This window comes from Plantibacter sp. RU18 (genome assembly GCF_050613355.1).
GTDB lineage: Bacteria > Actinomycetota > Actinomycetes > Actinomycetales > Microbacteriaceae > Plantibacter.
Genome location: NZ_CP159618.1, coordinates 1,474,781 through 1,501,532, shown reverse-complemented (window position 1 = coordinate 1,501,532; position 26,752 = coordinate 1,474,781). Strand labels below are relative to the sequence as shown.

The 26,752-nt window shown below is 64.2% G+C and carries 32 protein-coding genes, 2 pseudogenes and 2 other annotated features; of the genes and pseudogenes, 12 read left to right on the top strand and 22 right to left on the bottom strand.

Translation table 11 applies throughout. The features are described from left to right. The first annotated feature begins 79 nt into the window (after positions 1 to 79). Positions 80 to 430 (top strand): PadR family transcriptional regulator, encoded by a 351-nt coding sequence (locus tag ABMA10_RS07365; RefSeq protein WP_347868151.1) that lies wholly within the window; start codon positions 80 to 82, stop codon positions 428 to 430. Further along, entirely contained in the window at positions 423 to 989 is a 567-nt protein-coding gene (locus ABMA10_RS07360) for a hypothetical protein (RefSeq protein ID WP_347868150.1), read from the top strand. The genes ABMA10_RS07365 and ABMA10_RS07360 overlap by 8 nt, the downstream gene beginning before the upstream one ends. Before the next feature lie 574 nt (positions 990 to 1,563). On the opposite strand, the gene ABMA10_RS07355 is transcribed toward ABMA10_RS07360, so the two are convergent. From ABMA10_RS07355 to ABMA10_RS07340, 4 genes are all read right to left on the bottom strand, one after another. Beyond that, on the bottom strand, positions 1,564 to 1,797 hold the full coding sequence (locus tag ABMA10_RS07355; protein ID WP_431031381.1) for a GNAT family N-acetyltransferase: 234 nt from the start codon (positions 1,795 to 1,797) through the stop codon (positions 1,564 to 1,566). Positions 1,798 to 1,821: 24 nt separating this feature from the next. After that, positions 1,822 to 3,041 (bottom strand): IS3 family transposase gene (locus tag ABMA10_RS07350; protein ID WP_431030710.1). Its coding sequence is split into 2 segments (ribosomal slippage): positions 1,822 to 2,762 and positions 2,762 to 3,041, totalling 1,221 coding nucleotides; the frame shifts between segments, so codons are not numbered across the junction. After that, positions 2,650 to 2,763: a sequence feature (AL1L pseudoknot), on the bottom strand. It overlaps the preceding gene by 114 nt. 86 nt (positions 3,042 to 3,127) lie before the next feature. Then, positions 3,128 to 4,369: an IS256 family transposase gene (locus ABMA10_RS07345; RefSeq protein ID WP_431030684.1), complete on the bottom strand. Its 1,242-nt coding sequence runs from the start codon at positions 4,367 to 4,369 to the stop codon at positions 3,128 to 3,130. Positions 4,370 to 4,473: 104 nt separating this feature from the next. Next, entirely contained in the window at positions 4,474 to 4,752 is a 279-nt protein-coding gene (locus tag ABMA10_RS07340; protein WP_431031380.1) for a GNAT family N-acetyltransferase, read from the bottom strand. Between the two features lie 235 nt (positions 4,753 to 4,987). Between ABMA10_RS07340 and ABMA10_RS07335 the strand changes: the two are divergent. Continuing rightward, positions 4,988 to 5,185, top strand: a pseudogene (locus tag ABMA10_RS07335) (transposase); the annotation flags it as partial. Between the two features lie 67 nt (positions 5,186 to 5,252). On the opposite strand, the gene istB reads toward ABMA10_RS07335, so the two are convergent. Together istB and istA are read right to left on the bottom strand one after the other, a co-directional pair. Then, entirely contained in the window at positions 5,253 to 6,062 is an 810-nt protein-coding gene (istB, locus tag ABMA10_RS07330) for an IS21-like element helper ATPase IstB (protein ID WP_347868871.1), read from the bottom strand. Continuing rightward, positions 6,059 to 7,315 (bottom strand): IS21 family transposase, encoded by a 1,257-nt coding sequence (gene istA, locus ABMA10_RS07325; RefSeq protein ID WP_347868913.1) that lies wholly within the window; start codon positions 7,313 to 7,315, stop codon positions 6,059 to 6,061. The genes istB and istA overlap by 4 nt, the downstream gene beginning before the upstream one ends. Before the next feature lie 144 nt (positions 7,316 to 7,459). Here istA and ABMA10_RS07320 point away from each other — a divergent pair. After that, a pseudogene (locus tag ABMA10_RS07320) lies at positions 7,460 to 8,143 on the top strand (IS3 family transposase); the annotation flags it as partial. Positions 8,144 to 8,490: 347 nt separating this feature from the next. Here the strand turns inward: ABMA10_RS07320 and ABMA10_RS07315 are convergent. From ABMA10_RS07315 to ABMA10_RS07300, 4 genes are all read right to left on the bottom strand, one after another. After that, the gene (locus tag ABMA10_RS07315) at positions 8,491 to 9,039 is read right to left on the bottom strand and encodes a GNAT family N-acetyltransferase (protein ID WP_347868148.1); all 549 of its coding nucleotides are present in this window, start codon (positions 9,037 to 9,039) and stop codon (positions 8,491 to 8,493) included. Between the two features lie 116 nt (positions 9,040 to 9,155). After that, on the bottom strand, positions 9,156 to 10,265 hold the full coding sequence (locus tag ABMA10_RS07310) for an ABC transporter permease (protein WP_347868147.1): 1,110 nt from the start codon (positions 10,263 to 10,265) through the stop codon (positions 9,156 to 9,158). 71 nt (positions 10,266 to 10,336) lie between these two features. Beyond that, entirely contained in the window at positions 10,337 to 11,053 is a 717-nt protein-coding gene (locus ABMA10_RS07305) for an ABC transporter ATP-binding protein (protein ID WP_347868146.1), read from the bottom strand. Beyond that, positions 11,050 to 11,589 carry a hypothetical protein gene (locus tag ABMA10_RS07300; protein WP_431031379.1) on the bottom strand — a complete coding sequence of 180 codons (540 nt, stop codon included), beginning with the start codon at positions 11,587 to 11,589 and terminating at the stop codon, positions 11,050 to 11,052. The genes ABMA10_RS07305 and ABMA10_RS07300 overlap by 4 nt, the downstream gene beginning before the upstream one ends. Positions 11,590 to 11,758: 169 nt before the next feature. Here ABMA10_RS07300 and ABMA10_RS07295 point away from each other — a divergent pair. After that, positions 11,759 to 12,978, top strand: a protein-coding gene (locus tag ABMA10_RS07295; RefSeq protein WP_431030710.1) for an IS3 family transposase whose coding sequence is annotated in 2 segments (ribosomal slippage) — positions 11,759 to 12,038 and positions 12,038 to 12,978 — 1,221 coding nt in all. Because the reading frame shifts where the segments join, the coding sequence is not laid out codon by codon here. Then, positions 12,037 to 12,150, top strand: a sequence feature (AL1L pseudoknot). Its footprint overlaps the gene before it by 114 nt. Here the strand turns inward: ABMA10_RS07295 and ABMA10_RS07290 are convergent. Beyond that, complete coding sequence (locus ABMA10_RS07290) at positions 12,956 to 13,510, bottom strand: hypothetical protein (protein WP_431031378.1); 555 nt, start codon at positions 13,508 to 13,510, stop codon at positions 12,956 to 12,958. The two genes, ABMA10_RS07295 and ABMA10_RS07290, sit on opposite strands and share 23 nt — an antisense overlap. After that, positions 13,503 to 14,003 (bottom strand): hypothetical protein, encoded by a 501-nt coding sequence (locus ABMA10_RS07285; protein WP_347868144.1) that lies wholly within the window; start codon positions 14,001 to 14,003, stop codon positions 13,503 to 13,505. Before ABMA10_RS07285 ends, ABMA10_RS07290 begins: the two co-directional genes overlap by 8 nt. Positions 14,004 to 14,225: 222 nt before the next feature. On the opposite strand from ABMA10_RS07285, the gene ABMA10_RS07280 reads away from it, so the two are divergent. The 4 genes from ABMA10_RS07280 to ABMA10_RS07265 all read left to right on the top strand — a co-directional run bounded on the left by ABMA10_RS07280 (position 14,226) and on the right by ABMA10_RS07265 (position 18,275). Further along, positions 14,226 to 14,891 carry a response regulator transcription factor gene (locus ABMA10_RS07280; RefSeq protein WP_347868143.1) on the top strand — a complete coding sequence of 222 codons (666 nt, stop codon included), beginning with the start codon at positions 14,226 to 14,228 and terminating at the stop codon, positions 14,889 to 14,891. Then, positions 14,888 to 16,105 carry an ATP-binding protein gene (locus ABMA10_RS07275; protein WP_431031377.1) on the top strand — a complete coding sequence of 406 codons (1,218 nt, stop codon included), beginning with the start codon at positions 14,888 to 14,890 and terminating at the stop codon, positions 16,103 to 16,105. The genes ABMA10_RS07280 and ABMA10_RS07275 overlap by 4 nt, the downstream gene beginning before the upstream one ends. Before the next feature lie 209 nt (positions 16,106 to 16,314). Then, the gene (locus tag ABMA10_RS07270) at positions 16,315 to 16,905 is read left to right on the top strand and encodes a TetR/AcrR family transcriptional regulator (RefSeq protein WP_431031376.1); all 591 of its coding nucleotides are present in this window, start codon (positions 16,315 to 16,317) and stop codon (positions 16,903 to 16,905) included. Between the two features lie 116 nt (positions 16,906 to 17,021). After that, a complete protein-coding gene (locus ABMA10_RS07265) occupies positions 17,022 to 18,275 on the top strand; it encodes an MFS transporter (RefSeq protein ID WP_431031375.1) in 1,254 nt (417 codons plus the stop codon). On the opposite strand, the gene ABMA10_RS07260 is transcribed toward ABMA10_RS07265, so the two are convergent. From ABMA10_RS07260 to ABMA10_RS07250, 3 genes are all read right to left on the bottom strand, one after another. Next, complete coding sequence (locus tag ABMA10_RS07260) at positions 18,256 to 18,780, bottom strand: MFS transporter (protein ID WP_431031374.1); 525 nt, start codon at positions 18,778 to 18,780, stop codon at positions 18,256 to 18,258. The genes ABMA10_RS07265 and ABMA10_RS07260 overlap by 20 nt on opposite strands. Before the next feature lie 60 nt (positions 18,781 to 18,840). After that, positions 18,841 to 19,323, bottom strand: a complete 483-nt coding sequence (locus ABMA10_RS07255) for an SDR family oxidoreductase (protein WP_431031373.1) — start codon at positions 19,321 to 19,323, stop codon at positions 18,841 to 18,843. A 223-nt stretch (positions 19,324 to 19,546) separates the two neighbouring features. Then, on the bottom strand, positions 19,547 to 20,293 hold the full coding sequence (locus tag ABMA10_RS07250; protein WP_431031372.1) for an alpha/beta fold hydrolase: 747 nt from the start codon (positions 20,291 to 20,293) through the stop codon (positions 19,547 to 19,549). Positions 20,294 to 20,385: 92 nt separating this feature from the next. On the opposite strand from ABMA10_RS07250, the gene ABMA10_RS07245 reads away from it, so the two are divergent. Next, on the top strand, positions 20,386 to 20,595 hold the full coding sequence (locus tag ABMA10_RS07245; protein WP_431031371.1) for a hypothetical protein: 210 nt from the start codon (positions 20,386 to 20,388) through the stop codon (positions 20,593 to 20,595). A gap of 16 nt (positions 20,596 to 20,611) precedes the next feature. Here the strand turns inward: ABMA10_RS07245 and ABMA10_RS07240 are convergent, their stop codons facing one another. Together ABMA10_RS07240 and ABMA10_RS07235 are read right to left on the bottom strand one after the other, a co-directional pair. Further along, the gene (locus ABMA10_RS07240; RefSeq protein ID WP_431031370.1) at positions 20,612 to 21,307 is read right to left on the bottom strand and encodes a hypothetical protein; all 696 of its coding nucleotides are present in this window, start codon (positions 21,305 to 21,307) and stop codon (positions 20,612 to 20,614) included. 8 nt (positions 21,308 to 21,315) lie between these two features. Then, on the bottom strand, positions 21,316 to 22,755 hold the full coding sequence (locus ABMA10_RS07235) for an MDR family MFS transporter (protein ID WP_431031369.1): 1,440 nt from the start codon (positions 22,753 to 22,755) through the stop codon (positions 21,316 to 21,318). A gap of 89 nt (positions 22,756 to 22,844) precedes the next feature. Between ABMA10_RS07235 and ABMA10_RS07230 the strand changes: the two genes are divergently transcribed. Then, positions 22,845 to 23,501 carry a TetR/AcrR family transcriptional regulator gene (locus ABMA10_RS07230; RefSeq protein WP_431031368.1) on the top strand — a complete coding sequence of 219 codons (657 nt, stop codon included), beginning with the start codon at positions 22,845 to 22,847 and terminating at the stop codon, positions 23,499 to 23,501. A 159-nt stretch (positions 23,502 to 23,660) separates the two neighbouring features. Next, positions 23,661 to 23,906: a transposase gene (locus tag ABMA10_RS07225; RefSeq protein WP_431031367.1), complete on the top strand. Its 246-nt coding sequence runs from the start codon at positions 23,661 to 23,663 to the stop codon at positions 23,904 to 23,906. A gap of 150 nt (positions 23,907 to 24,056) precedes the next feature. Here the strand turns inward: ABMA10_RS07225 and ABMA10_RS07220 are convergent, their stop codons facing one another. From ABMA10_RS07220 to ABMA10_RS07200, 5 genes are all read right to left on the bottom strand, one after another. Further along, positions 24,057 to 24,347, bottom strand: coding sequence for an ATP-binding protein (locus ABMA10_RS07220; protein ID WP_431031366.1), 291 nt, complete (start codon positions 24,345 to 24,347; stop codon positions 24,057 to 24,059). 54 nt (positions 24,348 to 24,401) lie between these two features. Continuing rightward, positions 24,402 to 24,623, bottom strand: coding sequence for a hypothetical protein (locus tag ABMA10_RS07215; RefSeq protein ID WP_431031365.1), 222 nt, complete (start codon positions 24,621 to 24,623; stop codon positions 24,402 to 24,404). Between the two features lie 103 nt (positions 24,624 to 24,726). Further along, the gene (locus ABMA10_RS07210) at positions 24,727 to 25,137 is read right to left on the bottom strand and encodes a nuclear transport factor 2 family protein (RefSeq protein ID WP_431031364.1); all 411 of its coding nucleotides are present in this window, start codon (positions 25,135 to 25,137) and stop codon (positions 24,727 to 24,729) included. A 296-nt stretch (positions 25,138 to 25,433) separates the two neighbouring features. Next, positions 25,434 to 25,718: a hypothetical protein gene (locus ABMA10_RS07205; protein WP_431031363.1), complete on the bottom strand. Its 285-nt coding sequence runs from the start codon at positions 25,716 to 25,718 to the stop codon at positions 25,434 to 25,436. Between the two features lie 102 nt (positions 25,719 to 25,820). Beyond that, positions 25,821 to 26,627, bottom strand: a complete 807-nt coding sequence (locus ABMA10_RS07200) for a BPL-N domain-containing protein (RefSeq protein WP_431031362.1) — start codon at positions 26,625 to 26,627, stop codon at positions 25,821 to 25,823. Between the last annotated feature and the right edge of the window lie 125 nt (positions 26,628 to 26,752).

Sequence of the window (26,752 nt, the reverse complement as noted above, 5' to 3'; positions counted from 1 at the left end):
GAGCCACCATCGGCCATCGTCGAGTACGTGCATCACGGACCGGGTAGCAATGTGACGCTATTCGTAGTTTACTAATACCGTGAGTCGAATACAGGCACAACAGAACGCTCAGGTCATCCGCGCGGCCCTCCCGCTCCTCACGCTCACCTTGATCGGGAACCGGGAGTCCTATGGGTACGAGATCGTCGAGCGTCTCTCCGACCTCGGGTTGAGTGTCAGCACAGGTCTCGTCTACCCCGTGCTCAGCAGGCTTGAGCGAGACGCGCTGGTGACAACGTGGTCCGTGGCGTCATCAAACGGCCCTCCCCGAAAGTACTTCGCCCTCACTCCCGCCGGGCGGGATGCACGCAATTCAGCACTGGATCAGTGGCAGCTCGTTTCATCGGCCGTCGCTCATACCCTCACCACTGAAGGAGAGAACAATGCCTGACACTTCCTCCCCGACAACCTTTTCCCATCGATCTCTCCTTGATCGGTTTCGAATGGATGCCTTCCTCCTGCGCGTTGACTGGCATTTGGAGGGAAGCCTGCCGGGCAGCGACCGCAAAGCCATCATCGAATCCCTCCGCCAGGAACTCGCAACCGAGCCGCGTGAGTTAAGCCAGGCGCTCGACGGTCTCGGATCACCCCGGTCGCTCGCGCGGCGCTACGCCGACGAAGGTGTGCGTCGCCCCCTATGGTCTTTGGGCGTTGTTATCGGAGGGCTTGCCCTATCCATCTACTGGGCGGTCTTCTTGACGTACACGGCCGGGATGCTCGCGGCCGTCGACAGTTTTGCCCCTGCGACAGCACACTCGCACTTCCTGTCCATTCAGGTCAGAGCCTTCTCTTCGGCGGATGGTTTCGGCATCGGTTGGACTGGCGGATGGGCGTGGCTCGTCGTTCCCCTCATCATCGTCGCTGTCGGATTCCTCGCAGGCGCTCGCCTGTGGAGGGCGCTGCCGGCGCTCCGACACGAAGGAACGAGCCGACCCTCTGACGATTTCTAGGAAGACGGGAGCACACCCGCAAGGATGGCGGCTCCACGAGGCTCACCGCGCAAGCGTGCGAAACACACGGTTTGGACTGCATGCTGCTCGGTGACTGCCTGGTGTCTGTCCCCGAAATCGAGCGGGACCCTCGGGCCTGAAACCCCAGGACGACGTCGCGCCGAGGCGTCAGATGATCTCGGGGCTCTCAATGAGGAAGGCCATGCCGAGATCGAATCGACGACGCCTACGATGTCATGCGCGCGCTTGATTCTCGAGGTAGCGCAGCACGGCGAGGACTCGCCGATTGCCAGCTGGTGGGAGCGCGGTCGACAGTCAGTCGAGCTGAATGGACGTCTCAGCGGTCGGCGTGCGGATCATGAACGAGGCCAGGAGGGGAAGTGTGGGCGAAGACGGCCAGGTCCAGACGACGCGCCATTCAGTCCCAGAACCCCCCAGCGACCGGACGGCCGGGTTGGGCCGTCTCTACGCCGCGTCGGTCGGCAGGATGTCAATCTCCATGAGGTAGCGCTCGGCTCCGTCCAGCGGTGGGTCGCCCACCATCGTCGCTTGGGCGAAGGAACTGTCAGCACATCTAGAGATCAAAGCGATGCGGGATGATGACGCCATCTCCCTCTCGGTACGGAGTGAAGCCCATGGCCGAGTAATAGGCCAGCGCTCCCACACTGTCGGCACCGATACTTGCGTCGATGTGTCGCAATCCCGCGGCCTTCGCGACTGACAACGAGATGTCGAAAAGTCGTCGCCCTATGCCGCTCCGCCCAGCGTCGGGGTGGATGTGGTCAAGTCCAAACGCGTGGTGTGTCAAGCCCCGGGTTTGGTAGAGGCTCGGTTAGACCCGTTCCATCACGGTGATGGTGGGCAGTTGCGTGTAGAAGTTGTTCTCGGCTTCGACGGGTGGGATGTGTCCGATCTCGCCGTGGAGTCGGCGGTGGTTGTACCAGTCGATGTATTCCGCGACCGCGATCTCGAGCTCGTCGATCCCCTTCCACGGGCCGAGGTTGCGGATCAGTTCGGCCTTGAATAGAGAGTTCAGCGCCTCGGCCATCGCGTTGTCGTAGCTGTCGCCCTTGGACCCAACCGAGGCGACTGCTTCTGCCTCAGCGAGGCGGTCGGTGTAGCGCACGGCACGATATTGGACTCCGCGATCCGAGTGGTGGACAAGTTGTGACAGGTCCCGGCCGGCACGCTGCCGCGTCCAGATGCCCATCTCGAGAGCATCGAGGGCAAGCTCGGTGTGCATGGTTGTGGAGAGCTGCCAGCCCACGATCCGGCGGGAGAACACGTCCAATACGAACGCGGCATACACCCAGCCGGAGAACGTCCGAATGTAGGTGATGTCCGCAACCCAGAGGCAGTCCGGTGCCGGTGCGGTGAACCGTCGGTCAACGAGGTCCCCCGGACGATCCGTGAATGGCCCAGGGATCGTCGTGCGTGGCCCCTTGGCCCGCGAGATCCCGCGGAGACCCTCCCGACGCATGAGCCGCTCGATCGTGCACCTGGCCACCCGGTGGCCGTCGCGACGCAGCTGCGCATGGACCTTCCGGACGCCATAGACGCCATAGTTCGCTTGGTGCACGGCACGGACCTTCACCACGGTGTCCTCGTCACTGACGGACCGCTGCGAGGGCGGCCGAGACCGCGCGGCATAGTACGTCTGCGGGGCAATCGGCAGTTCCCTGCAGATCGGCTCGACCCCGAACTCTTCCTTGTGTTCATCGATGTAGGCGATCATCTGCTGTGTGGGCGGTCGAGCTCCGCCGCGAAGAAAGCCGACGCGCTCCGCAAAATCGCGTTCGCCCGCCGCAACTCCCTCACCTCACGCTCCACCTCGACCAGGCGAACCGCAGTATCAGTGGACGTCCCCGAACGCAGACCCCCATCGACCTCGGCGCGCTGGACCCAGCCACGCAACGTGTCCGACGGGACACCAAGCTGCCGGCCGATCCTGGTACACACACCACGGCGGCCCCCATCCGCATCACGCGCCTCGAACACAAGGCGCACTGCACGCTCTCTCAATTCCGCCGGGTACTTCCTCAAAGCTGGCATACTCCTCATCCTTTCAGGACGATCAGAGTCTCCATCAAACCAAGGGCAAGACAGTGTAACGGGATTGCCGCGTGATTCTTGGATTTCTAGGCGCTGAGGGCGCCGAGTTCGGTTGTTTGTTCCTCCTTGTCGGTCGGGACGAGGGTGAGGCGTGAGCGGCTGAGGACGTCGAGGCCGAGATAGCGGCGGCCTTCGATCCACTCGTCGTGTTGTTCGGCCAGGACCGCTCCGACGAGGCGGATCAGGGAGCCGCGGTCGGGGAAGATACCCACGACGTCGGTGCGGCGGCGGATCTCGCGATTGAGGCGCTCCTGCGGGTTGTTGGACCAGAGCTGGCGCCAGATCTCCTTCGGGAAGCCGGTGAACGCGAGCACGTCCGCCCGGGCGGTCTCGAGGTGGGTGGCGACTGCGGGGAGCTTCTCTTCCAGGGCGTTCAGGACCCGGTCGAACTGTGCGTGGACGGCGTCCTTGTCGGGCTGGTCATAGACCGAGTGGAGCAGGGTCTTCACCCACGGCCAGCTGGACTTCGGGGTCGCGGACATCAGATTCGCGGCGTAGTGGGTGCGACAGCGCTGCCAGGTCGCGCCGGGCAGCGTCGCCCCGATCGCCGCGACGAGGCCGGCGTGAGCGTCGCTGGTGACGAGCTTCACCCCGGTGAGGCCGCGGGCAGTCAGGTCGCGGAAAAAGCCCAGCCAGCCGGCGCCGTCTTCGGCGCTGGTGACCTGCAAGCCCAGGATCTCACGGTGCCCGTCCTTGTTCACGCCCGTCGCGAGGAGCGCGTGGACGTTAGCGACACGGCCGCCCTCGCGCACCTTCAGCACCAGGGCGTCGGCGGCGACGAACGTGTAGGGGCCAGCGTCGAGGGGCCGGGTGCGGAACTGCTCGACCTGCTCGTCGAGGTCGGTGGCCATGATCGACACCTGCGACTTGGACAGACGAGTGATGCCGAGGGACTCGACGAGTTTCTCCATCCGCCTGGTCGAGACCCCGAGCAGGTAGCAGGTCGCCACGACGCTGGTCAGGGCGGCCTCGGCACGGCGGCGCCGCTCGAGGAGCCAGTCCGGGAAGTACGTTCCGGTGCGCAGCTTCGGGATCGCGACGTCGAGAGTGCCGGTGCGGGTGTCGAAATCCCGGTGCCGGTAGCCGTTGCGGGAGTTGGTCCGGTCGGCGGAGATCTGGCCGTATTCGGCCCCGCAGACGGCTTCGGCCTCGGCGCTCATCAGCGCGTTGATGAACGTGGTCAGCATCTGCCGCATCAGGTCCGGCGAGGCTTGCTCGAGTTGTTCGGACAGGAAACGGGCAGGGTCAATAAAATGGGGTGCGGTCATCGCGTGTACTCCTTCGGAAAAGACTTGATCGGTCTTTCCAAGAATCACGCGGTGGCCGCCTCACATCGGTGCAACACGCCCATCAGGGCCGGGGTTACACCACGCTATTGGACGCAACCGTGGATGTGCGTGCCGATGATCCCCCACCCCGCTGGTACGTCGTAGGGGTTGCCCGGCCACGCCCGTTTGACCGACTGGAAACCGACGATGCGGCCGTCCCGATCAGCAACCGTGCACGCGACAGTGTGCTCCACATCGAGGTAACGCTCTGTGATGAGTGCGACATCCACAGGGTTCGCCCGAAGTCCCGCGCGATAGATCGCATTCTGCACCTCAGCCATGTCCTCGGCGTCAGTCGGGTCGGCAGTCCGAAATTCAATCACAGGTCAAGCTTCTCATCTCTGCTGAAGCTTCCACTGATGGATCGCACAGGTGTTCCTCCGCCCAGTAGCTCGGACACGGAACCTTCTGTCAGACACGCCCTAGCTGTAGCTTCTCGCGCGGAGTTGGTGCAACCGACGATGCAATTGACCGCGCCTAGGTATGCCATGGGTCTGCTGTCGGTTTGGTTGACTCCAGCGCTGTGAGGATTTCGGTTCTCACGGAAGGATGGTCAACGTGCCCGATGCATTTCCCAAAGAGTTCCGGAACGATGTCGTCGCGGTCGCGCGTCGGGGCGAGGCCCCGATCAGCCGGATCGCGAAAGACTTCGGTGTGTCCGAGTCGTGCCTGCAGCGGTGGCTGAAGATCGCGGACGTCGAAGATGGCGTCAAACCCGGTGTGACGCGGGCTGACGCGGCCGAGCTGCGCGAGGCTGTTAGCGCCGAGCTAGAACGGACCCCTTTGCGCCGGTCTGGGGTGGACCCCTCTTCGTTGGTTGAGCTTAGTTCTTCTCTGTCTGCTTGATGAGGTCGCGGCGGCCGTGGGTGCGGTAGGAGTCGCCGGAGAGGGTAAGGACTTCGGAGTGGTGGACGAGGCGGTCGATCATCGCTGCCGCGACGACGTCGTCGCCGAACGTCTCACCCCAGCGGCTGAACGGGAGGTTCGAGGTGACCATGATCGAGCCTTGCTCGTAGCGAGATGCGACGAGTTGGAAGAACAGGTTCGCGGCGTCCTGGTCGAAGGGGATGTAGCCAATTTCGTCGATGATGATGAGTTTGTAGCGGCGGATCTTCTTCAGCTCGGCCTCGAGCTGCCCCTGGTGGTGGGCGGCCGCGAGTCTCGCGATCCAGTTGTTCGCGGTGTCGAAGAGGACGGAGTATCCGGCGTGGGTGGCTTTGACGCCGAGCCCGATCGCGAGGTGCGTCTTCCCGATCCCGGGCGGGCCGAGCAGGATCACGTTCTCTGCTTTCGCGACGAACGTCGACGTCGCGAGGTGCGCGAGGACGTCTTTACGCAGAGACGGGAGGTGATCGAGATTGAAGTCCTCGAGGGTCTTGACTGCGGGGAAGTGCGCGGTCCGGATCCGCATCGTCGTCCCGGCGGATTCACGGTCCGCGAGCTGGCGTTCAAGGACGGCTGCGAGATATTCCTCATGCGCCCAGTTCTCGACCCTGGCGCGGTCCGCGAGGTCTTCCCAGACCCGCCCGATCGTCGGGGTCTTGAGAGCTCTGGCGAGATAGGCGATCTTGGATGCAACCTGCTCGGTGGTCTTCGGAATAGGAGCGTCGATCGTGCTGCTCTTGGAGGTCATCGTGCTTCTTTCTCGTATTCGGTTTTGGTGGTGAAATCGACGCCGAATAAGGCGTCGTAGTCGGACAGCGCCCGAAGTTGGACCCGATGCCCGTCCGGGTGCTCACGAACCCCGGAGGGCTTGGGCCGTTGGTAGTGGGCGCGTAGCTTCGCCGCCGCGGTGACGTGCCCGGGATCGGTGATCGTCATCCCGTTGCGCAACGACCGGGCATGCCGTCCCGCGGCCTGTCCGGCGCAGGAGATCGTGACGTCATCAAGCGTCGCGCGAACATCGACGAATCGGCCGATGAACCGAGGATCGACGGAATAGTCGTTCCCATCGAGACGGACGTAATAATCCCGGGCCAGTCTGATCCGATGCGTGAGACCAGTGACAGGGGGCTTCGCCGGAAGTGGGAGCATCGCCGCCCGGTCAGGGACAGCGAGCTCGACGGGACGGGCAGCGATCGCACGGACCTTCCGCTGATTCGCTCTGGTCTCCAACCAGGTCGTCATCTGGGCGTTGAAGTCATCTCGGTCTTGGAAAATCCGGCCGGGCAGGAACGAGGTCTCCAGAAAGCGGTTCGCGCGCTCGACGATGCCCTTCGTCTCCGGGTCTCGTGGCGGGGCCAAACGCAGCCTGGTCGCCAGCGTCCCCACGAACGTCGCCGCGAGGACGGTGGGCTTGCCCAACCCGCCGATCGCAGCCTCTCGATCCCAGAGCAACGATTTCGGCACCCCGCCGAACCTCTGCAGCAGCGACCACATACCCGCAGTGAGATCACCGCCCTGCCGAGACGGCAGCATAATCGCCTCGATCCGCCTGGAGAAGCCGGACACCATCACCAACACCGGCAAGACACGATCCTGGCCCCCGCCGACGGGAACTCGCGCCTCAGGGAACCACAGATCACACTGGATCACCTCACCCGCCTGATACGAGAGCCGATCCGCGGGATCGATGCCTTGATACTCCGGCCGCAGCTCAGACACCCGCTCCCGAAACAACGACGGCGAGAACGTCCAACCGACACGCTCCGCGATCACCGTCGCCGGCATCTTCGGATACTCCATCAACAGCGCACGGATCTGCGGCACGAAGACATCGATCTTCGAACCCCGCGGACCCCGCGACCGATCCGGCGGATCCTCACCCCGCAACGCCCGACGGACCGTGTTCCGCCCGATCCCAAGATCCCTCGCGATCTGCTTGATCGGAACCTTCTCAGAACGATGCAACCGCCGAATCTCTGCCCACGTATCCACTGAAATCATCCTCCTAGCTTGAGCTAGGGGGTCCAATCCAACCTGGCGCTACAGGGTCCGTTCTACTTCGGCGTCAACAGAGGCGCCCAAACGCATCCGGTTGCTCGAGCAGGAGAACGAGATCCTCCGCCGCGCGGCCGCATATCTGTCGCAGGGTATCGGTTCATCTCCGATGAGATCGAAACCGAGGCCGGCTTGACCGCGTCGGAGCGGCGTGTGTGGCGGCTGTGCTCAGAGCAGCGGCTCTGGAGCGTGTTCTCGAAGAAGCGTGGCTTGAACCGGAAAGCGGGACCACCGGTGCATGACGATCTTGTGCTCCGCGACTTCACCGCGATAAGGCCGGATCAGCTGTGGTTGACCGCTATCACCGAACATTGGACCGACGAGGGCAAGCTGTATCTCTGTGCGATCAAGGACGTCCACTCGAACCGGATCGTCGGTTACTCGCTCGACTCACGGATGACGGCAGAGCTCGCTGTCGCGGCGCTGCGCAACGCGGGCGCGCTCCGTGAGCCCGTCGGGACGACGCTGCACTCGGATCGAGGGTCCCATTTTCGGTCTCGGACGTTCGTCGAACTGCTCCGAGACACTGGGATCACCGGATCGATGGGCCGGGTCGGAGCGTGCGCGGACAACGCCGCGATGGAGTCGTTCTTCGCGCTACTGCAGAAGAACGTGCTGAACAAAAAGCGGTGGCATTCGAGACAGGAACTCCGTCTCGAGATCGTGACCTGGATCGAACGGAGCTATCACCGCCGACGCCGACAACGACGCCTCGGACGACTCACACCGATCGAGTTCGAGACAATCAACACAGAGGCCGCTCACGCGGCCTGAAAATCCCAAACAAGACGAGTCAACTGAATCGTCAGCAGTCCCGAAGAGGGTCATGAAGGGCTCTGACGGTCCTCGAGTCGGTTGCTGCCCGCCGACGCCTCGATGTCGTCTTCTTGGCGGGCCCGGGCACCACGAGCGAGTTCACCCCTGTCGTCTTGGACGGCCTGCTGATCGTCATGACGTCCATCGCCGCCTCTGTGCTCTATCTGAGCGGGCGACGCCTTCCTGCAACGCAGCCCTCGTCGATCGCATGAAGTCGGTGTGGTCGCGGAGCGAGACTTCCCGCCCACTCGTTCGCGGCGCGGACGCTGGGACGTCATCCCTTCAGCACTCTCCCGCTCACGACTTCATGACAGATCGATCCGGTAGTTCAGCATCGGCAGTTCCAAGCCGTTCGGAGCGATGGTCGGCTCGTGCCCCACAGCAGAAAAACCTGCGGACAGCAGGACGGCCTGGGATGCGAGGTTGTCGATCGCCGCCGCGGCCCGCAGCGCGCTCAAGTCCAGTTTCAACGCGTAGAGCTTCGCCAACCCCAGGGAACGAAGGGCGACTTTGGCCCCTCTTGCTCCCGGGTGCACCCAGAAGCCAACCTCCGCGCTGGAATCGTCCATGTCGACGTCGAACAGCACGAGACTCCCGAGGAAGGTGTCATCAAGTTTGTCCGCGATTGTCAAGATGGCCAGCCTGCCGGCGTGAAGTCCTTCCGGGACTTCCGTCAGCGACATGTCATGGACGATCGAAGTGGTGTACTCCGGCAGAGGGAGCTGCCCGAACGCCCGCACTGCGGGATCCTTCGAACCTTCAACGTATCGTTGCGCGTCACGGGCCTCCAGAGGGCGCAGCATGAGGTCGTCACCAATGATCGGCAACACTTCAAAAAACACTGAGCGCTTCATTCGTTCTCCAGAAGTTGTCACGCCGCCGCGGTCGGTTGGATCACAGGATGGCCACAGCGCCTGACCCCGAGGTGCGCGAGAGCGATGTCGCGCACGAGTATGCTCCGTCGAGTGTGTCACGCGCTCAGCGCGGCCGTCGGCGGGGTATGCGAGGCGCGTACGGCGGGCAGGACCCCGGCGATCGCACCGACAGCGATCGTCGCTATGAGCCCGCCGACGGGGATCAGCAACGGCACTGCGAGCGGCCACCCGTTGGCCACAGCGACCACCGCAGTGGCGGCGACTCCGATCAGTGCTCCGGCGAGCCCGCCAAGGAAGGCGAGCAGGATGGCTTCCGCGAGGAACTGTGCGCGGATGTGCGGGCGCGTCGCGCCCAGGGAGCGGCGGAGGCCGATTTCCCGCCGCCGTTCGAGAACCGTGATCACCATAGTGTTCGCGACCCCGATCCCACCGACCAGTAGAGCGATCGAACCGACACCGACCAACAGCCCGGTGAACACTTGATCGACCGTGTTCTTCGCTGCAAGCGCATCGGAAGGGCGGGAGATCTTGACGTCGCCTGGCGATGCTGGGTTGACCGTCTGTGGTAGTCGGTCGCGGATGCGAAGCACGTCGGCATCCTCGGATCTCTCGTAGATGGTGGTGGGGATGCCGTCGAATCCGAGAATCGCGGTCGCGCGTTCCGGTGACACCATCACCGATGTGTTCAGCTCTGGTGCAAGCAGCACAGGGTCGAGGATGCCGACGACGGTGAACAGGCGCTCCCCCAGCCACACCTGCATCCCGACCTCGGTGATACCCAGCTTCTCCGCCGTCGTGCTGCCTAGCACGACCGTGTCGAGTTCTCGCGTCGCGGTTGTGAACCAGGAGCCCAGCGCCACGTTGGCACCCACGGTTTCGGGCAGCCGTTCCTCGGCGACCCGCACCACCAGCCCCCCTGTCGCACCTGTCGCAACGTTGGGGTTGCGGTAAACATGCTTGTCCACGTCGCTCGTCCAGGACGCCTCTTCGACGCCGTCGAGATGACGGATCCGCGCTAAGGCGTCAGGGCTGAGCTTGGTCTCTTGGCCGAGGAAGTCCTTGCCCGCTGTGATGGTGAGCATGTTCGTGCCGATCTCTGCGAGCTTCTGCTGCACGAGCGCCTGACTCGAAGTGGAGATACCGATCACCGCGATCATCGCAGCGATGCCGATGGCGATTCCCAATCCCGACAGGACGGCGCGCATGGGGTGGGCTCGAACACCATGAAAAGCCAGTCCTATGAGGTCTGACGCCCGTAGGCGGGATTGAGGAACGCTCATGCCGTGACCCCTGATTTCGCCCGCACAGCGATCGCGGGATCGCGCGAGTCCGACACGATGAGCCCGTCACGAATCGAGACCTGCCTCGGCAGCCGTTCGGCCAGGTCACGATCGTGCGTGATCAACACGATGGTGGTCCCGTTCTCATTGAGCTCGCGCAGCAGCTGCACGACGGTTTCCCCCGACACGGAATCGAGGCTTCCCGTGGGCTCGTCTGCCAGAAGGAGTGCGGGGCGACGTACGATCGCCCTGGCGATCGCGACACGCTGACGCTCGCCTCCGGAGAGCTGCTTGGGCTTGTGATTCAGACGGTGCCCAAGACCGACCGAAACGAGCGCTTCCCTCGCCCTCTCGCGACGCAGCCCGCGACTCATCCCCGTGTAGAGCAGCCCCGATCCCACGTTGTCGACCGCGGTCTCGCCCTCTGTGAGATGGAACTGCTGGAAAACGAATCCGATGGTGTGCGCCCGCAGGGCGCTGAGTCGGCCGTCGGAGAGGTCGTCCACCCGCTCTCCCGTGATGAGCACCTCCCCGGTGGTGGCGCGGTCGAGCGTGCCGATGAGGTTCAGCAGGGTGGACTTTCCCGACCCCGAAGGGCCGACAATGGCCACGAACTCGCCTTCATCAACACGGAGATCGACGCCTCGGAGTGCCTGCGTCGGCGGGGACCCGTATGAGCGCGTGACGTCGTGGAGTTCAAGGACGGAGGTCATTGCGCCACCACCACTTCATTGCCCTCGACCAGCCTGCCATCGACAACCTTGACGACCTCGACGAGACCATCACCGAATGTCCCGGTGGCGATGGTGACCAGTCGGGACTTCTTGCCATCGACGACCTCGACCTGAGTGATGCCGTCAGGACCGGCGAGCAGAGCGAGGATCGGAACCCGAAGCACGCCGGTGGCGAGAGTTCGAGTGAAGGTAGCAGATAGTGTCACGTCGACGACGTCACCGCCAGCCGCGGGATCGTCAGGTGTGAGCACTATCGGCACCTTCATGATTTTCTCTTTGTTTTCGTCCTCCTTCTCGACCGCGGCGCCGACGCTGGTGACCGTCGCATCGATGATCGTGCCGTCCGGGACCGACACCTGCACCTTGGTATCCTTCGCGGCGACTGACGCCATATCGGCATCGAGGTCGATCGTGATCTGCTTGCCGGTGTCCGTGACCGTCAGCACCGCACCGCCGCTCGGTGACCCCGGACCGGCATCGACGGATCCCACCCGCACGGCAGCAGGCTCGAACACGAAACTCCCCAGAGCCAGCTCCCCGGTGCGTGGCAGTCCTCGGGCTTCCTGCCAGTCCCGGATGGCCTCGGCCGTCCACCAGGTGAACTCCTCGTCAGGTTCTCGGTCGAAGAAACTGTCTTGCCCTTGGTTTGATGGAGACTCTGATCGTCCTGAAAGGATGAGGAGTATGCCAGCTTTGAGGAAGTACCCGGCGGAATTGAGAGAGCGTGCAGTGCGCCTTGTGTTCGAGGCGCGTGATGCGGATGGGGGCCGCCGTGGTGTGTGTACCAGGATCGGCCGGCAGCTTGGTGTCCCGTCGGACACGTTGCGTGGCTGGGTCCAGCGCGCCGAGGTCGATGGGGGTCTGCGTTCGGGGACGTCCACTGATACTGCGGTTCGCCTGGTCGAGGTGGAGCGTGAGGTGAGGGAGTTGCGGCGGGCGAACGCGATTTTGCGGAGCGCGTCGGCTTTCTTCGCGGCGGAGCTCGACCGCCCACACAGCAGATGATCGCCTACATCGATGAACACAAGGAAGAGTTCGGGGTCGAGCCGATCTGCAGGGAACTGCCGATTGCCCCGCAGACGTACTATGCCGCGCGGTCTCGGCCGCCCTCGCAGCGGTCCGTCAGTGACGAGGACACCGTGGTGAAGGTCCGTGCCGTGCACCAAGCGAACTATGGCGTCTATGGCGTCCGGAAGGTCCATGCGCAGCTGCGTCGCGACGGCCACCGGGTGGCCAGGTGCACGATCGAGCGGCTCATGCGTCGGGAGGGTCTCCGCGGGATCTCGCGGGCCAAGGGGCCACGCACGACGATCCCTGGGCCATTCACGGATCGTCCGGGGGACCTCGTTGACCGACGGTTCACCGCACCGGCACCGGACTGCCTCTGGGTTGCGGACATCACCTACATTCGGACGTTCTCCGGCTGGGTGTATGCCGCGTTCGTATTGGACGTGTTCTCCCGCCGGATCGTGGGCTGGCAGCTCTCCACAACCATGCACACCGAGCTTGCCCTCGATGCTCTCGAGATGGGCATCTGGACGCGGCAGCGTGCCGGCCGGGACCTGTCACAACTTGTCCACCACTCGGATCGCGGAGTCCAATATCGTGCCGTGCGCTACACCGACCGCCTCGCTGAGGCAGAAGCAGTCGCCTCGGTTGGGTCCAAGGGCGACAGCTACGACAACGCGATGGCCGAGGCGCTGAACTCTCTATTCAAGGCCGAACTGATCCGCAACCTCGGCCCGTGGAAGGGGATCGACGAGCTCGAGATCGCGGTCGCGGAATACATCGACTGGTACAACCACCGCCGACTCCACGGCGAGATCGGACACATCCCACCCGTCGAAGCCGAGAACAACTTCTACACGCAACTGCCCACCATCACCGTGATGGAACGGGTCTAACCGAGCCTCTACCAAACCCGGGGCTTGACAAACCGAGGTCGCGCAGGTTCTCCTCGAACTGGCGCACGTCGCGCCCGTTACTCATTCCGGTCGAGAATCCACGCCACGCGGGGAGAACGCCGAACAGCAGCGCCACGGGCTGGTCGTCGATCCGAAAAAGCTCCTCGCCGCGCCCGATCACGGTGCCGACGGCGGGGACCGAGGTCACCGTCCCCGTCAATGTCGATCTGAGTGGACGACTGTTTCCGTATCCCAGCTTGCCCGCGGTTCGCACCCGTTCCGCGATGTCTCCGCGGCTCACCACATCGGTCGCGGTGTGAACGCGCTGCGTGCTCTCCTCGTCGCGCGGCTGTGTTAGAGAAGGGACGACGACAGCCGCGACGCCCCCGAGCACAGCCAAGAGCGCCACAGCGGCTATACCGATCACCAGACGACGTCGTGGATGAGCAACCCGTCCGGTGTCCTCCTCTGCTCGCATCTCCTCGCTCGCGGCCACCGCATCCAAGGCGTCACCGGGGGCGCGATCATCCATTGCCCGACCCCGAATCCAACCCCGCCTTGACGGCACACGCATCCAGGTCCTTCTGATCGAACTTGCCCGGATCGAGCGGCTTGACGCCGGCCGAACCCGCCTCAGACGGCGGAGCCGGGTCGTCCCACTCGTAGCCGGCGTCCCGCATACACTTCGCGAAGGTGAGCTGCATCTGGTATTGCTCGTCATTGCTTGGGACGCTGGGGTCGACCGGAACCGGGCCGACCTCCTTCGAGCAGACAGCGGCCGCGGCCTTATACGTCTTCTCGTCGACGCCGAAATCTGCGAAGTTGGGCGTCTCGCCAGGCGTGCGCTTCGGGACATCGATGCCCTGGTCCCGCAAGCACGAGTCGAACTTCTCATTCCAGGCGGCGACCTCCTGGTCGAACGTGGAGTTGCTCACGCCGCCTCCGCCTTCGAGAGATGTCGGCTCGCCGGACGGCTTCTCCGCGCCGCCAGTCGAGGCGCACGCGGTGAGCACGGTGGCAGACATCAGGGCGGCTCCCACCAGGGCCACAATAAACCGGCCGGTCCTCGATCGTGTAGTTATCATGGTGTTCCTTTCGTTTGCAACGCCTGGACGACGCACAGAGAGGACATCGCAAATATGGTTACGCTGCGGTAAGCCGGGTGCTTTACGTCGCCTTTACCCGTCATCGAGTGAAATGGGAATCGCGTAGAACCGGCACGAACGGACGAGAGATGCAAGGACCAGGTGCGAGTACTGATTGTCGAGGACGAACCTCTGCTGGCTGAGGCGATCCGGGCGGGCCTCGCGCTCCAGTCGATCGCGGCCGATGTGACGGGCGACGGCGAGTCCGCCCTCATCGCGGTCGACCTCACCACCTACAACGTCGTCATACTCGACCGCGACATCCCAGTCGTGCACGGCGACGAGGTGTGCCGAAGGATCGCCGCGCGCTCGCCCCGCCCCGCGGTTATCATGCTTACGGCCGCGCACTCGCTACAGTCCAGGGTCGACGGACTGGCGATCGGAGCAGACGACTACCTCACGAAGCCGTTCGAGTTTCCCGAGCTGGTCGCGCGACTGCATGCCCTAGCCCGCCGCCCCTTCGCCGCACAGCCGGCCGTGCTGGAGGTCAGAGACATGCGCCTGGACCCGATCCGCCACGAGGTCGTCCGCGACGGACATTTCGTGCTCCTGACTCGGAAGGAATTCGCCGTGCTCGAGGTGCTCATGCGCGACCCCAACGCCGTCGTCAGCGCCGAGCAGCTGCTGACTCGTGCGTGGGACGAGAACGCGAACCCGTTCACCAACACCGTCAAGGTCACCATCTCCGCCCTTCGCCGCAAGCTCGGCGACCCCTGGCCCATCCGGACCATTACCGGCGCCTGCTACACGATGAGGATCAGGCCATGAACGACAACCCGATGGCGCCCGCAACAACCAGTGCCGGTCGGCCCCACCGCCTGACCTTCCGGTTGCGGCTCGCCCTGACCTACGCAGCCTTGCTCACCGCGTCCGGGGCGCTGCTGCTCACGCTGATGGCAATCGTCATCGTCTGGCTCCCCGACTACACCTTCGCGCTGGCCCCGACAGTACCCGGCATCCCTGGTCCGCTCACTGACACGGCATCTCCCTCGGAGACGGCGGTCTCGGACAACCTGAACTCGGCGCCACTGCAGGTGGTCGTCTCCAGCCGCGACGACCTCATGCAACTCTTCCTCGTGGTCGGAGTGATCCTTCTTCTCGTCGTCGCACTCCTCGGGGGAGGGATCGGTTGGAAGATCGCCGGCCGCATGCTGCGGCCCCTGCACGAAGTGAGCGTCGCCGCGAAACAGGCGGCCACCGGCCGCCTGGACCACCGCATCGGCCTGGGGAACCCCCACGACGAGATCACCGAACTCGCCACCACGTTCGACGACATGCTCAGCAGCCTGGAGACCTCGTTCCACAGCCATCAGCGCTTCGCCGCCAACGCCTCGCACGAGTTGCGCACACCACTTGCCACGACGCGGGCGCTGATCGACGTCGCGCTCGCATCGGGCGGCGCACCTCGACGAGAGGTTCTCGCCGGTCTCCGCGAGATGAATGAACGCAGCCTAGACACTGTTGACGCCCTGCTCGCGCTGGCCGACATCGAATCAGCATCAGGAGCGACGGACGCGCGATGCGACATCGCGCTCATCGCGAGATCGAGCGCGAGCGAGCTCGCCGACCCCGCTGCCGACCGTCAGGTCACAATGTCGCTCGACCTCGAACCGGGCGCTGTCGCCGGAGACGCTCGTCTCATACGACTGCTCGCCGATAATCTGCTCGGCAACGCGGTGCGGCACAACCTTGCAGAAGGGTTCATCACAGTACGCACTTGCAAAGCGGATGGACAGGTCGTTCTGCGTATCGAGAACAGCGGAATGACGATCAGCCCAGAGCAAGCGTTCGCACTGACCGAACCGTTCGTCCGTCTACACGGGCGAGCCGCCGTCGAACGAGACCGCGACCGCGGCCACGGGCTCGGCCTCGCCATCGTCGCCGCAATCGCACGACGCCACCGTGCCGAACTCCGCCTCGAGCCCCGAGCGAGCGGCGGGCTCGAGGTGAGTGTGATCTTCCCAGCTTGGACTGCCCCATAGCACGCCCCTGATGCTCTGATGAATACCATGCCGCATCGTGAGCGAGGTCAGCACTCCCGGGAGGCGGCTCAGTCCCCTTCGGTCCGATGGCTCATTCGCGCTGCCCAGTGGTGTTCTCCTGAACTCGTCGCTGGCTCCCGTTCAAGACGCGGAACAGCGACTGAGCAGCTGCATTATTCCGATGCCAAATGCCTCGATATAGTGCGGGAATGAGTAGCCCAGCGAACCCAGCGCCGCATCGCCCGAAGGCGGGGCGGCCGCGCAGCGCCGAAGCACGCGACGCGGTCCTGCATGCCGTTGACGACATGCTTGCAGAAGAGGGCTACGCAGCCATGACTATGAAGGGCATTTCCGAGCGAGCCGGGGTGGGACGCCAGACCGTGTATCGGTGGTGGACGACAAAGGCTGAAATCTTGATGGAGGCAATGACGATCGACGCGGCCGAAGCTCTCCAAGTCGACCCTGCCGAAGGTGCCCCGAGTGCCTTGCTTGGGTTCCTGACACAGTGGCGGAGCTTCCTCTGTGACGGCCCGTCAGGGCTGGCGTATCGCGCTCTGATTGGCGAGGCACAGCACGACGCTGCCGTAAGGGAGCTCATTCAGAATGCAGATCTCCTCGGCACGGCATCCCGACGACTTCTCGACTCCATCGCGACCGAACTACCCGGCCTGCCGAGCCTCGACTTGGCGGGCGACCAGCTCACCGGCCCGCTTCTCATTCGCGTATTGACGCGGCCGTCACCCCCCGATGACAACTTCCTTTCCGAGCACGTCGACACGCTACTGCGCGCCTGGACGTAAAGACGACGCAACACTTTCAATTAATTGCGAGACACGGCGGCTCGTATTAGGTTGAAGTATAACGGGGCATCGTGTCTCGCAATTATGCTTCATTCTCTCTTATCCAGAGGAGCCCCATGACCGCATCGAACACCACCCAGAACCGTCTATCACGGCCCGCCCGCTTCGTAGCGCTCCGTAACAAGCAGTCCCGCATGTATCTCATCGGCGGGGGCCTCGCGATGATGGGCGACAACATCGAGCACGTCATCACCTATTGGATCCTCTGGGAGACCTTCCACTCCCCCGCCCTCGTCGGTTTCCAGGTGATCAGCCATTGGCTTCCCTCGCTGCTGTTCTCCGTGCAGTTCGGCGCACTCGCCCAACGATTCGACTGCCGTCGACTCATTCAAATCGCCCAGCTCACCTTCATCCTCGTCTCTGTGACCTGGGGCGTGCTCATCGCGACCGGCACGCTCCAGATCTGGCTCGCCTGCATCCTGCTCCTCGCACACGGATTCGCGGGCGCACTCTGGCGTCCGGCCGAGCAGATGATGCTGCATGACTTCGCGGCGCGGGAAAACCTCCCCGGGACCGTTCGGATGAACGCGACCTTCCGCAGCCTCGGCGTCCTCTTCGGCCCGGTCGTCGGCTCCTTACTCCTGCTCGGCCTTGGTCCAGTCGCGGGCATTTTCACGAACGTGCTCTTCTACTTGCCCCTGAGCGTCTTCCTGTTGCGCACACCGTTCACCGGCCACGTCCGTGACGGCATGGTCGCCCGGGGCCGGACCTCCTTCCTCGACACGCTGCGTGTTCTGAAGCGTCTCTGGTCACACAAGCTCCTCACCAGCATGATCCTGCTCGCTGGAGCGAGCGCGGTGTGCGTCGGCGGCTCGCTGCAGGCGTCGATGCCGCACTTCGCGGCGATCCTCGGAACCGGCAACAGCGGCCTGTCCTATGGGGCACTCCTGTTCGCAAACGGCGCCGGCGGCGTTCTCGGCGGGTTCTTGCTGGAAGCGACGGGGGCAATCAGGCCCAACGCCCGAGCCGCCTTCATCAGCACCGCGGTGTTCGGAGCGACCATCGTCGTCTTCGCACTGACGCAGAACTACGTCCTCGCACTCGTGGCGCTGTTCCTCGGCGGCGTCGCGGACATGGCATCCGCGTCGATCGCGCAGAGCGTGGTGCAGCTGGAGGCACCGACAGCGGAGCGCGGGCACGTGCTCGGCGCGTACGGGATGGCCTCGAGCGGCCTCAGTACCGGTAACGGCATCACCCTCGCCGCCCTCGGAGCTGCGATCGGTATCTCCGCGACCGTCGCCTGGGGCGGCGCAGCCCTGGTCCTCACGACAATCGCACTCGCAGTGTTCGTCAGTATCCGCAAGGTCTAGCCTGCCAGCAAGCTAACAGTGCAAGTTGCAAGGCGACCAGGGCGGTACAGAACGCGAGCAACCCGATCCGGTCGAACCGTGAGGTGTCGGGTTTCGACGGAGCGCGGTTCGGGACAAGGAAACCGGTGACCGCAGCACATAGCGCGAGTACCGCCGCCGGCATGACGTACATCGCGAAGCGGGAGAAGGCATCCACTGTGGGGCTGGCCAGGAACGTCCCGGCAACGCCGCCGACCACGATCGCTCCGACCACGTACTCGGTCGCCGACGGACGGCATTCCTCCGCACACAGCTCCCGCACGATGACGGCGGCCGTCACGGTTCCGCTCGCACCGAGACCGAGCAGTGCGAACCCGATGAGTGCCAAGGGAAGGGAAGCGGCGACAGAGCAGGCGATCGCCCCGCCTGCAGCCACGGCGACAGCCGCGAGGAGCGTACGCTTCGCGCCAAAAGGTCGCCAAGCTTGCCGACCAGCGGCATCGAGACGCTGGCCGCCACACCCCACATGGCTGTGAGAAGTGCCGGAGTGCGAGAACTGCGATGATGCCGATCCCGCTCTTCGGAGTCAGAGTTCTAGTCCGCCTCCGCAGACGATGGTCTGGCCGCTGGCGTAGTCAGATTCGGGCGGGCACAGGAGGTAGACGGCACGCGCCGCGTCTTGTGGAGTGCCTGGACGCCCTAGCGGGATCAGCTGCTCGGTCATGGCTCGAAGTTCGGCACTGAGCCCAACCGCGATGCGGTGGCCGGCCACATCGATATGTTCAAAGCCCGCGGTGTCGGTCAGCCGGGTGGTGATGAGCCCGAACGCCACGGTGTTGACCGTCACATTGTAGCGCCCCCACTCCTTCGCGAGGGTCCTGGTGAGGCCGACGACGCCTGCCCTCGCGGTCGCATAGGCCGTCTGGCCGGCGTTACCGCCGAGGCCTGCGATGGAGGAGATGTTGACGACTTTGCGGCACGGGGCCGCCCGGCCCCGGCCTCGGCGATTGTGGTGCTGCCAAACGTGGGAGAGGTCACCGGCAAATAAATCTGTCTGCTTGCTAGACAACGAGGAGTTCGCAGACAACCGCTACGTAGACTTCGGCATCGCAGGCGTGCATGCGGAGGGTTGCGCTCCGAGTGTCGCACCGGTCTCCGGGGTCAGCGTCACCCCAGCGCCCCTCGTTTACCAGTAGGCGGCGCGGCGCGGCCTTCCACACGGAGCGCTGCAAGGCACTCCCACAATCCGCGCCGTCCGAACGAGCGGTGATTCATCACAGCCTCGGGTGGAGTCAATCGGATGCAGGCACTTGAAGACTGGTCACGAGTGCCGCGAGCTGTTCGGGCGCTTCCAGGTGCGCCAGGTGACCTTGGCCGCTGAGTTCATGCACGACTGCGGCAGGAACACGGCGGGCGACGTCATCGAACGACTTCCCATACAGCGTCCCCTCTCGGTTCAGTTCGCCCACGATTAGGTCGACTCGTTCAGCCTCGACTGCGAGCTGCTCCGGCTGCAAAGCCTCGTTGATCGCCAGCGTCTCGGCATAAACCGGAGCACTCAGGCGCCGCAGCTCTGCCCACAGCTCGTCGTCAGATCTCAGCGAGGCGATCCCGTTGTCCCGCATGCCCGCGGCTTGCCGCAGCGCGACCTCCACGCTGGCGTCGGAGTCAGCGTTGTCTCGTGCCTGCCGCAAGCCGGGCAAGGCTGACGCTCCGAACGGCACTATGACCGGCTCATAGGCAATCACATGTGGCACGGCGACCGTGTTCGCAAGGTGGAGCGCGATCAGGCCACCATAGCTCCACCCGAAAACTGTACGCACTTCAGCGAATTCGCCGAGGACCGCGGTAGCGTCCTCGACCTCAGCTACCAGGTCGTAGGTATCGGTCAACGGTCCGGAAGGGCGCCGTCCACGCCGGTTGACGACGGCAACGGTCTCCCATCCGCTGAGGCGCCGAGCCGCTGCTCCCCACGCATTTGCATCGGAGAGGACGCCGGGGATGAGCACGATTGACGGTCCGTCCGGGTCGCCGTACACGTCCACTGTCACCCAACTTCCCCGGCCGCTAACACTTTTCTGAATCGATCGCTCCATAATCCCATTATGGATCGTTTGCTTCAGAAATGTCAATGGATCCGGTCGACGATTCCACACGTGCGGCCAAGTACGTTCGGCTGCACTCATCGATCGGATACCTCACGCCCGTCGAGAAGGAAAACGAGCACTACCGTGAGGTCGCGCCGAGCACCAGTCAGTGCTGGGAGAACTCGCTCTACACTGAACCGGGGGCGATTCATTCGAGTTCGAAGCGGATCGATCCGAGAATCGGCACGCGTTGATCCTTCTCATTCGTCATCACAGGCCTTGTCTGCCGGTTGCCCAGTATGGTTTTGACGCGATCTCGCGACGAATGAGGACCTGGTGTTCAATCAGTGCGTGCCGCTGTCGTTGGATCGACTGCGCATGGCCGAGCAGGAGCGCGCCATCAATGTTTCGAAGTGAGTCCAGATGGGATTCGAGCCAGGCTTGCAGGGCGTCGCCGGAGCGGTCTGTGCGAGGAATGAAGCAGTAGCCGTGCCAGTTCGCGCTGAGTTCAGGGATGGCTTGCTCGTGAACCTCGAGCGCGACGATGGATTCGTTGCTCGTGCCGGCATAGGCGTCGATTGTTCCTAGTGCTGAGCTGTCGCCGAGGTAGAGCCGTCGGGTCCCGTGTTGTCGGAGGGGTTGATGGGGGCCTGCCAGGAGCGTCACTTCGGCCCCGGCGTGCAGACGTCGTATCCAGGCAGTTCCGGGCCCGGATGTGTCGACGGCAGCGAGGAGGCGAATCCTGTTCCCGTCGCCGCTCACGGCGTGGACACTATAGCGACGGCTGAGGGTCGGTGCCACGCGGAACTGTATCTCGTGTCCCGGACGCCATCCCCCGAGCGGCGGGGCGGCGTGGAGTTCCAGCTCGATGAACCCGAGAGCGGGCTCGGTGATGCCGCGCACATGGCCGCGGCGTCCTATGGCTGATTCGACGAGGTTACCGATGAGTGCGGGAGCTTTGGGCATGTTGTGTTTCAAGCCTGGGTGGCCTGCGCTTCGGGCTCGGCTGACTTTTTACCGGGCAATAGGAAAGCAAGGAGAAGAGGGATTGTAGCCAGCCCGAATGTCCACCAGAACGTGCCAGTGAAGGCGTCGAGGGCGTCTTCGGGCGACCTGGCGTCGGAGGCGAGGCGCTGCAGGATGACGGCGATCACGGCGACACCGAATGGGGCGCCGACGCGCTGCACGACGCTGAACGCGGCGCTGCCGTGTGGTGCCTCGTCATGGCCGAGGCCGGAGAGCGCGAGCGCGAGCACGGGGAAGGTGGTGGCGGCGAACCCGAGGCCCTGAGCGAACTGCCCGAGCAGCAGGAGGAGCGCGTCGCCGGTGGTGCCGGCGAGGGCGAACGGGAGGGTGCCGAGCATGGTCAGGGCGACGCCGCCGACGACAACGATACGGCCGTCCAAACGGGTGGCGAGGGGGCGCACGACGAGGAAGAAGAACATCGTGCCGATGCCGGTGGGGATGAGTAGCAGGCCGGTATGGAAGACGGTCTCACCGCGGATCTGCTGGTAGAACAACGGCAGCAGGAAGGCCAGGGCGTAGGTGGAGAAGCCGCTCATGAAGGTGATGAGGCTTCCGACTCCGAAGCTGCGCCGGGCGAAGACGCGGACGTCGATGAGTGCAGGGCGACGGGTCGCCAGCGAGTGCGTGGTGAATGCCGTGAGCAGTACGACGCCGGCGGCGACCGGCAACCATGACTCTATTGCTGCGAAACCGTTCGCGCCGACCGCCTCGCTGATGCCGTAGGCGATAGCGACGACGCCGGGTGTCAGCAGCAGGAATCCGAGGACATCGAAGCGATGAACGCGCACGCTCGGCACCTTCGGGAGCAGGATCGCGCCGAACGCGAGCGCAGCGACGCAGACGGGAACATTCACGAAGAACAGCCACGGCCAGGTCCAGAACTCGACAATCGCACCCCCGGCCACCGAGCCCAGTACCGGGCCGAGCAGGCCTGGCAGCGCAACGACCGCCGTAGCGCGGTGGACCCGCACCGGGCCAGCCGCCCGCAGCGCGATCGACATCGTGATCGGCATCACCATGCCGCCCCCGATGCCTTGGAAGACGCGGAATCCGATCAGCTCGGGTAGAGACGTGGCGAATCCGCAGAGCGCCGATCCGATGAGAAAGACGGCGATCGCGATCATCCAGATGCGTTTGGCACCGAACCGCTCCGATAGCCACCCGCTCACTGGGATCACGGCGACGAACGCCAGGAGGTAGCCGGTCGAGACCCATTGGGTCTGTGTCACCGTGGCGTCGAACGCTATGCGCAAATGGTCGAGCGCAATGTTCACGATCGTGGTGTCGAGCAGTGTGATGAACATCCCGAGGGCCAACACGAGGCTGAGCCAGGTCAGGTGGCGGTCCGTCACGGAAGCGGCCACCGGGTGAGTTGCAGTCGAAGTCATGCGGATCAGACTAAACCGTTCAGTTCAGTTCCGCAAGACTGTACGGTATAGTTCAACGAATCGTCCTGCTGGCACGGAAGGAAGAACCCATGACCGCCGCGACCAACACCAAACCTGCCCGAGAGGGTTCCGCCGCGAAGAGAGCAGCAATCCTCGGTGCAGCCAGGGACCTGTTCGTGCGCGACGGCGTGGACCGGGTCAGTATGGATGCTGTCTCGGCTCGCGCCAACGTCTCGAAGGCCACCGTCTACGACTATTTCGGCGACAAACAGCGCTTGTTTCTCGCCGTTCTCGCCGACGCCTCGGAATCGCTTAACGCGTCCGCGCGGCAGGTGCTTGAGGAACGCCTCGCCGACGACGCTGGGATCAGGAACATCGAGCAGCTGGAGCGAGCGCTCACGGCGGTCACGGTCGACCTTGGCACGACGATGGTCGGCTCGGCAGACTACGCGGCCCTGTTCGCACTCGTCGCTCAGCAACGCTGGGATTCGTCGGAGCCCCAAGGCGACGTGTCAACCGAAGCGACGGAGGAAGCCTTCGCCGAACGCATCGCACATTTCGTCGACGCCGGACTTCTCGATGCCGACGACCCGCGGCTGGCCGCCGATCACTTCATCGCCCTGACCATGTTGCGTGCCTTCAACCAGCAACCCAACCGCGGAAGTATCGACCTCGGTCGAGTACGGCAGACGATCGTCGACGGCGTCCATCTGTTCATCCGCGGATACGGAGCTCGCTCCGCCTGACGGCGGGGTGGTCAAGGTCCGCTACGGTGGCCGCGATCAGGCCGAGGGTGGCCGGCATAGGGACCACGTCGCAGGCCGGATATGCCCAAGGCGTATCTCCTAACGGTATGTGCTTTCGGTTGAGGTGCTTTCAAGGTGGTCATACTTCTGTTTTGACTTATGGCCTTCCTGTGGGCTCGGATCGCGGCGACGGCGAAAGGCGGGCGTCTGTTCCAGCATCACCGTGGGGCGACGGAGGGGATCATCTATCGGTGCAGGACCGGGATCGCGTGGCGGGATATGCCCGCGAGGTTCGGGTCCTGGAAAACGGCGTGGAAGCGTCACCGCCGTTTCAGAGGTGACGGAACGTGGGACAAGATCCTCACCGAGCCACTGGCGCAGTCTGATGCAGCGGGTCTGATTTAGAGGGAAGTGTCGGTAGATTCGGCCGCGAATCATGCGCTCAGCACAGCGGAACCTGGCCCGCGCCACATGGGGATCTGCCGGACTACAGGAATCTCCTTGAGGAGCCTGCCGATCACGCGGCATGGTATTCATCAGAGCATCAGGGGCGTGCTATGGGGCAGTCCAAGCTGGGAAGATCACACTCACCTCGAGCCCGCCGCTCGCTCGGGGCTCGAGGCGGAGTTCGGCACGGTGGCGTCGTGCGATTGCGGCGACGATGGCGAGGCCGAGCCCGTGGCCGCGGTCGCGGTCTCGTTCGACGGCGGCTCGCCCGTGTAAACGGACGAACGGTTCGGTCAGTGCGAACGCTTGCTCTGCGTTGCCGAGCAGATTATCGGCGAGCAGTCGTACGAGACGAGCGTCTCCGGCGACGGCGCCCGGTTCGAGGTCGAGCGACTCCAACCTTGACTCGAGTCGCTGTTCGCCGTCACCAGCGGCTCCATTCCGCGAGCGCGCCTACTCTTTCGTGAGGTCGCCCGGGATCGTTGAAGCGACCAATCCGGCGATGAACTGCGGAATATCCGGGACGGCGATCGTGAAGATAGGTTCATTCGCGTCTTCCGCGAAGATCTCGACCGTATCGACGTCGCCCGAATCGGAGTCTTCCCCGACCACGCCGATGATGGTCCACCGTTCGTGCCGCGTATTGCGGAAGTGGTTGAACTCTGATTTCGCCACTGCATCCTCCAATGTGCTGTTCCGCGCTGGTCGCTCGGCCCGATCAGGTGACTCGCTGCAGTCCTTCGAGAGGTCCCCCTCGAGCGAAACGGTTGGCTCCAGGCTAGTCGTCGAGGTTCGCGCTCGTCTGAGCGATGAGGGGAGGCTCCTGCCATTCGCCTTCCCACGTATAGAGATCAGCAGTGACGGCGTACTCTCGCAGCTCAGCAATCCTGCCGTCTCGAACGGTCGCGATCGTCGCGCCGAGAAAGGACCGGTCTCGCCCGTCCTGGTGGTAGTCGAAACGCCATTCGGCGACGAGCGTGTCTCCGATGGCAAGCTCGTTGGTGACGACCCAGTCGTGCACGCGCGAGCCCTGAGCGTTCCACTTCTCGCACCATTCTCGGACACGGTCCCGACCGCGATAAATCGGGCCGAAGCTCTCGGTGATCACCACATCTGCCGTCACCGCGGCAAGGATGCTATCCGTATCGTTGCTTTTCCAGGCTTCGATGTATTCGGTCAGTGCGCTCATGCCTCAAGTCTATTTGAGGTGACAAAAGCCGGTTTGTCAGGGCCTTATGAACCTCTGTGGTGGTCGGCTCATCGCTCCAGATCGGACGCTCGCAACCGCGTTCGGCTCGCCTCGCCGAGCTCGTCACTCCTCCCCTGCGGGAGCCAGTGGCCGGCGGGCAGACTGGGTGCGGGAGCGGACTGATCTGCACCGCCGGTGGGCGGCACAGCAGCGGCGGCGGCGATCAGTAAGGTGCCGATGACATCCTTCATGGTGGTTCTCCACGGCAGGTCTCGCCATGAGTGGGTGTGGCTCGGTCAGTTCACGAAGACGTCGGGCATCGATTCCAAGGCTGGTATCCGATCCTGCAGCTGGCGGCGTCCCGACACGATCTCGAGCACCGGCTCGTTGGTGCTTGCACGTTTCCAACTCACCTCGTACTGCTCAGTATCGACGCACCTGATGTCGATGCTTCCGGGGTAGTGCCCGCCCCAGCCCCACGCATCGAAAGTCGGTCGATAACCGTTGGACCGCGCATGTTCGCGCCGGGACCACCAACCGCGACCGTTCAAGAACGCATGGAGTTCATCGTCGGACTTCATGACGCGGTCCCTTTCGCGTGGTGCTGCGGATGGCCGGGGTGCCGGGCCGGCCCTGACGAGGGTGCGGGGCGAACGCGGCGGATGGCCGCGCGAAGATTCCGGTCATCTCTTTCCGACCGTCGCAGTGATGAGGTCGTAGGCGAGATCGAGCTGGTAACCGTCGGGGTTCTCCAGGTCGGCGTTCTCATACCAGGTCCGGGTCGCTTCGGGGTGGGGCCCGGAGACTCCGACGCGTCCCTTGCCGTACTTGGCCACGAGCGCGGCAGGTACACCGTTCGGATAGGTGGCCAGCACGGTCGCATCGGCGGTCTCCTTGAGCGTGAATCCGGGGCCGTCTTGGAAGTACAGGTGTCGTTCTCGAGTTCGCCAGATGACTGGGATCACGGTGTCGCGGTCATCGGGCACGGTCGCGCCCTCAGAGCCGGCCCAGCCGAACGTGTCGCCGGGCAGGAGACCGAGTCCCGGGTTGGAGCCTGCAAGGTAGGCGCCGAAGCAGAGACCGAGGTAGGAGCCCCCGGCCTCCACCCAAGCCCGCAGATCATCCGCAGCCGGTTCCAGGTCGTTCCACGTCGCCTCGAGGTCGGAACCTCCTCCCGGCTGGACGTAGAGCGTCGCCTCCTTCAGGATCGCGGCGTTCAGCTCCCGACCAGTGCCGGGGCCGACGTACAAGACCCGGAAGGGTCGTTTCGCCTTCCTCAGAACCGAAGCGATCGTCGGGGCGCAATCGTCACATCCCTGCGGCCCGTTATAGACCAGCGCAAGCGGTCTTTCCTCTGCCTCCGTCGCCGACGCGCTAGCGGCTGTTCGCGGCTCAGCGCCGGTGGTGACAGAGCATCCTGCCAGAGCAGACAGGCTGACGAGGATGAGGGCGGTGGTTGCGGTGAGTCGTCGAACTGCTGCGAGCGGCATGCATACCTCCAGTTGGCGCGAGTGGTGAGCGCACGGCACGGTGTTGGCGCAGATCTGCGGCGAGTTATGCCGCGGAGTTGCGGTGGCGTCGGATCGGACATCTTTTAGGGAACTTTCTGAATCGA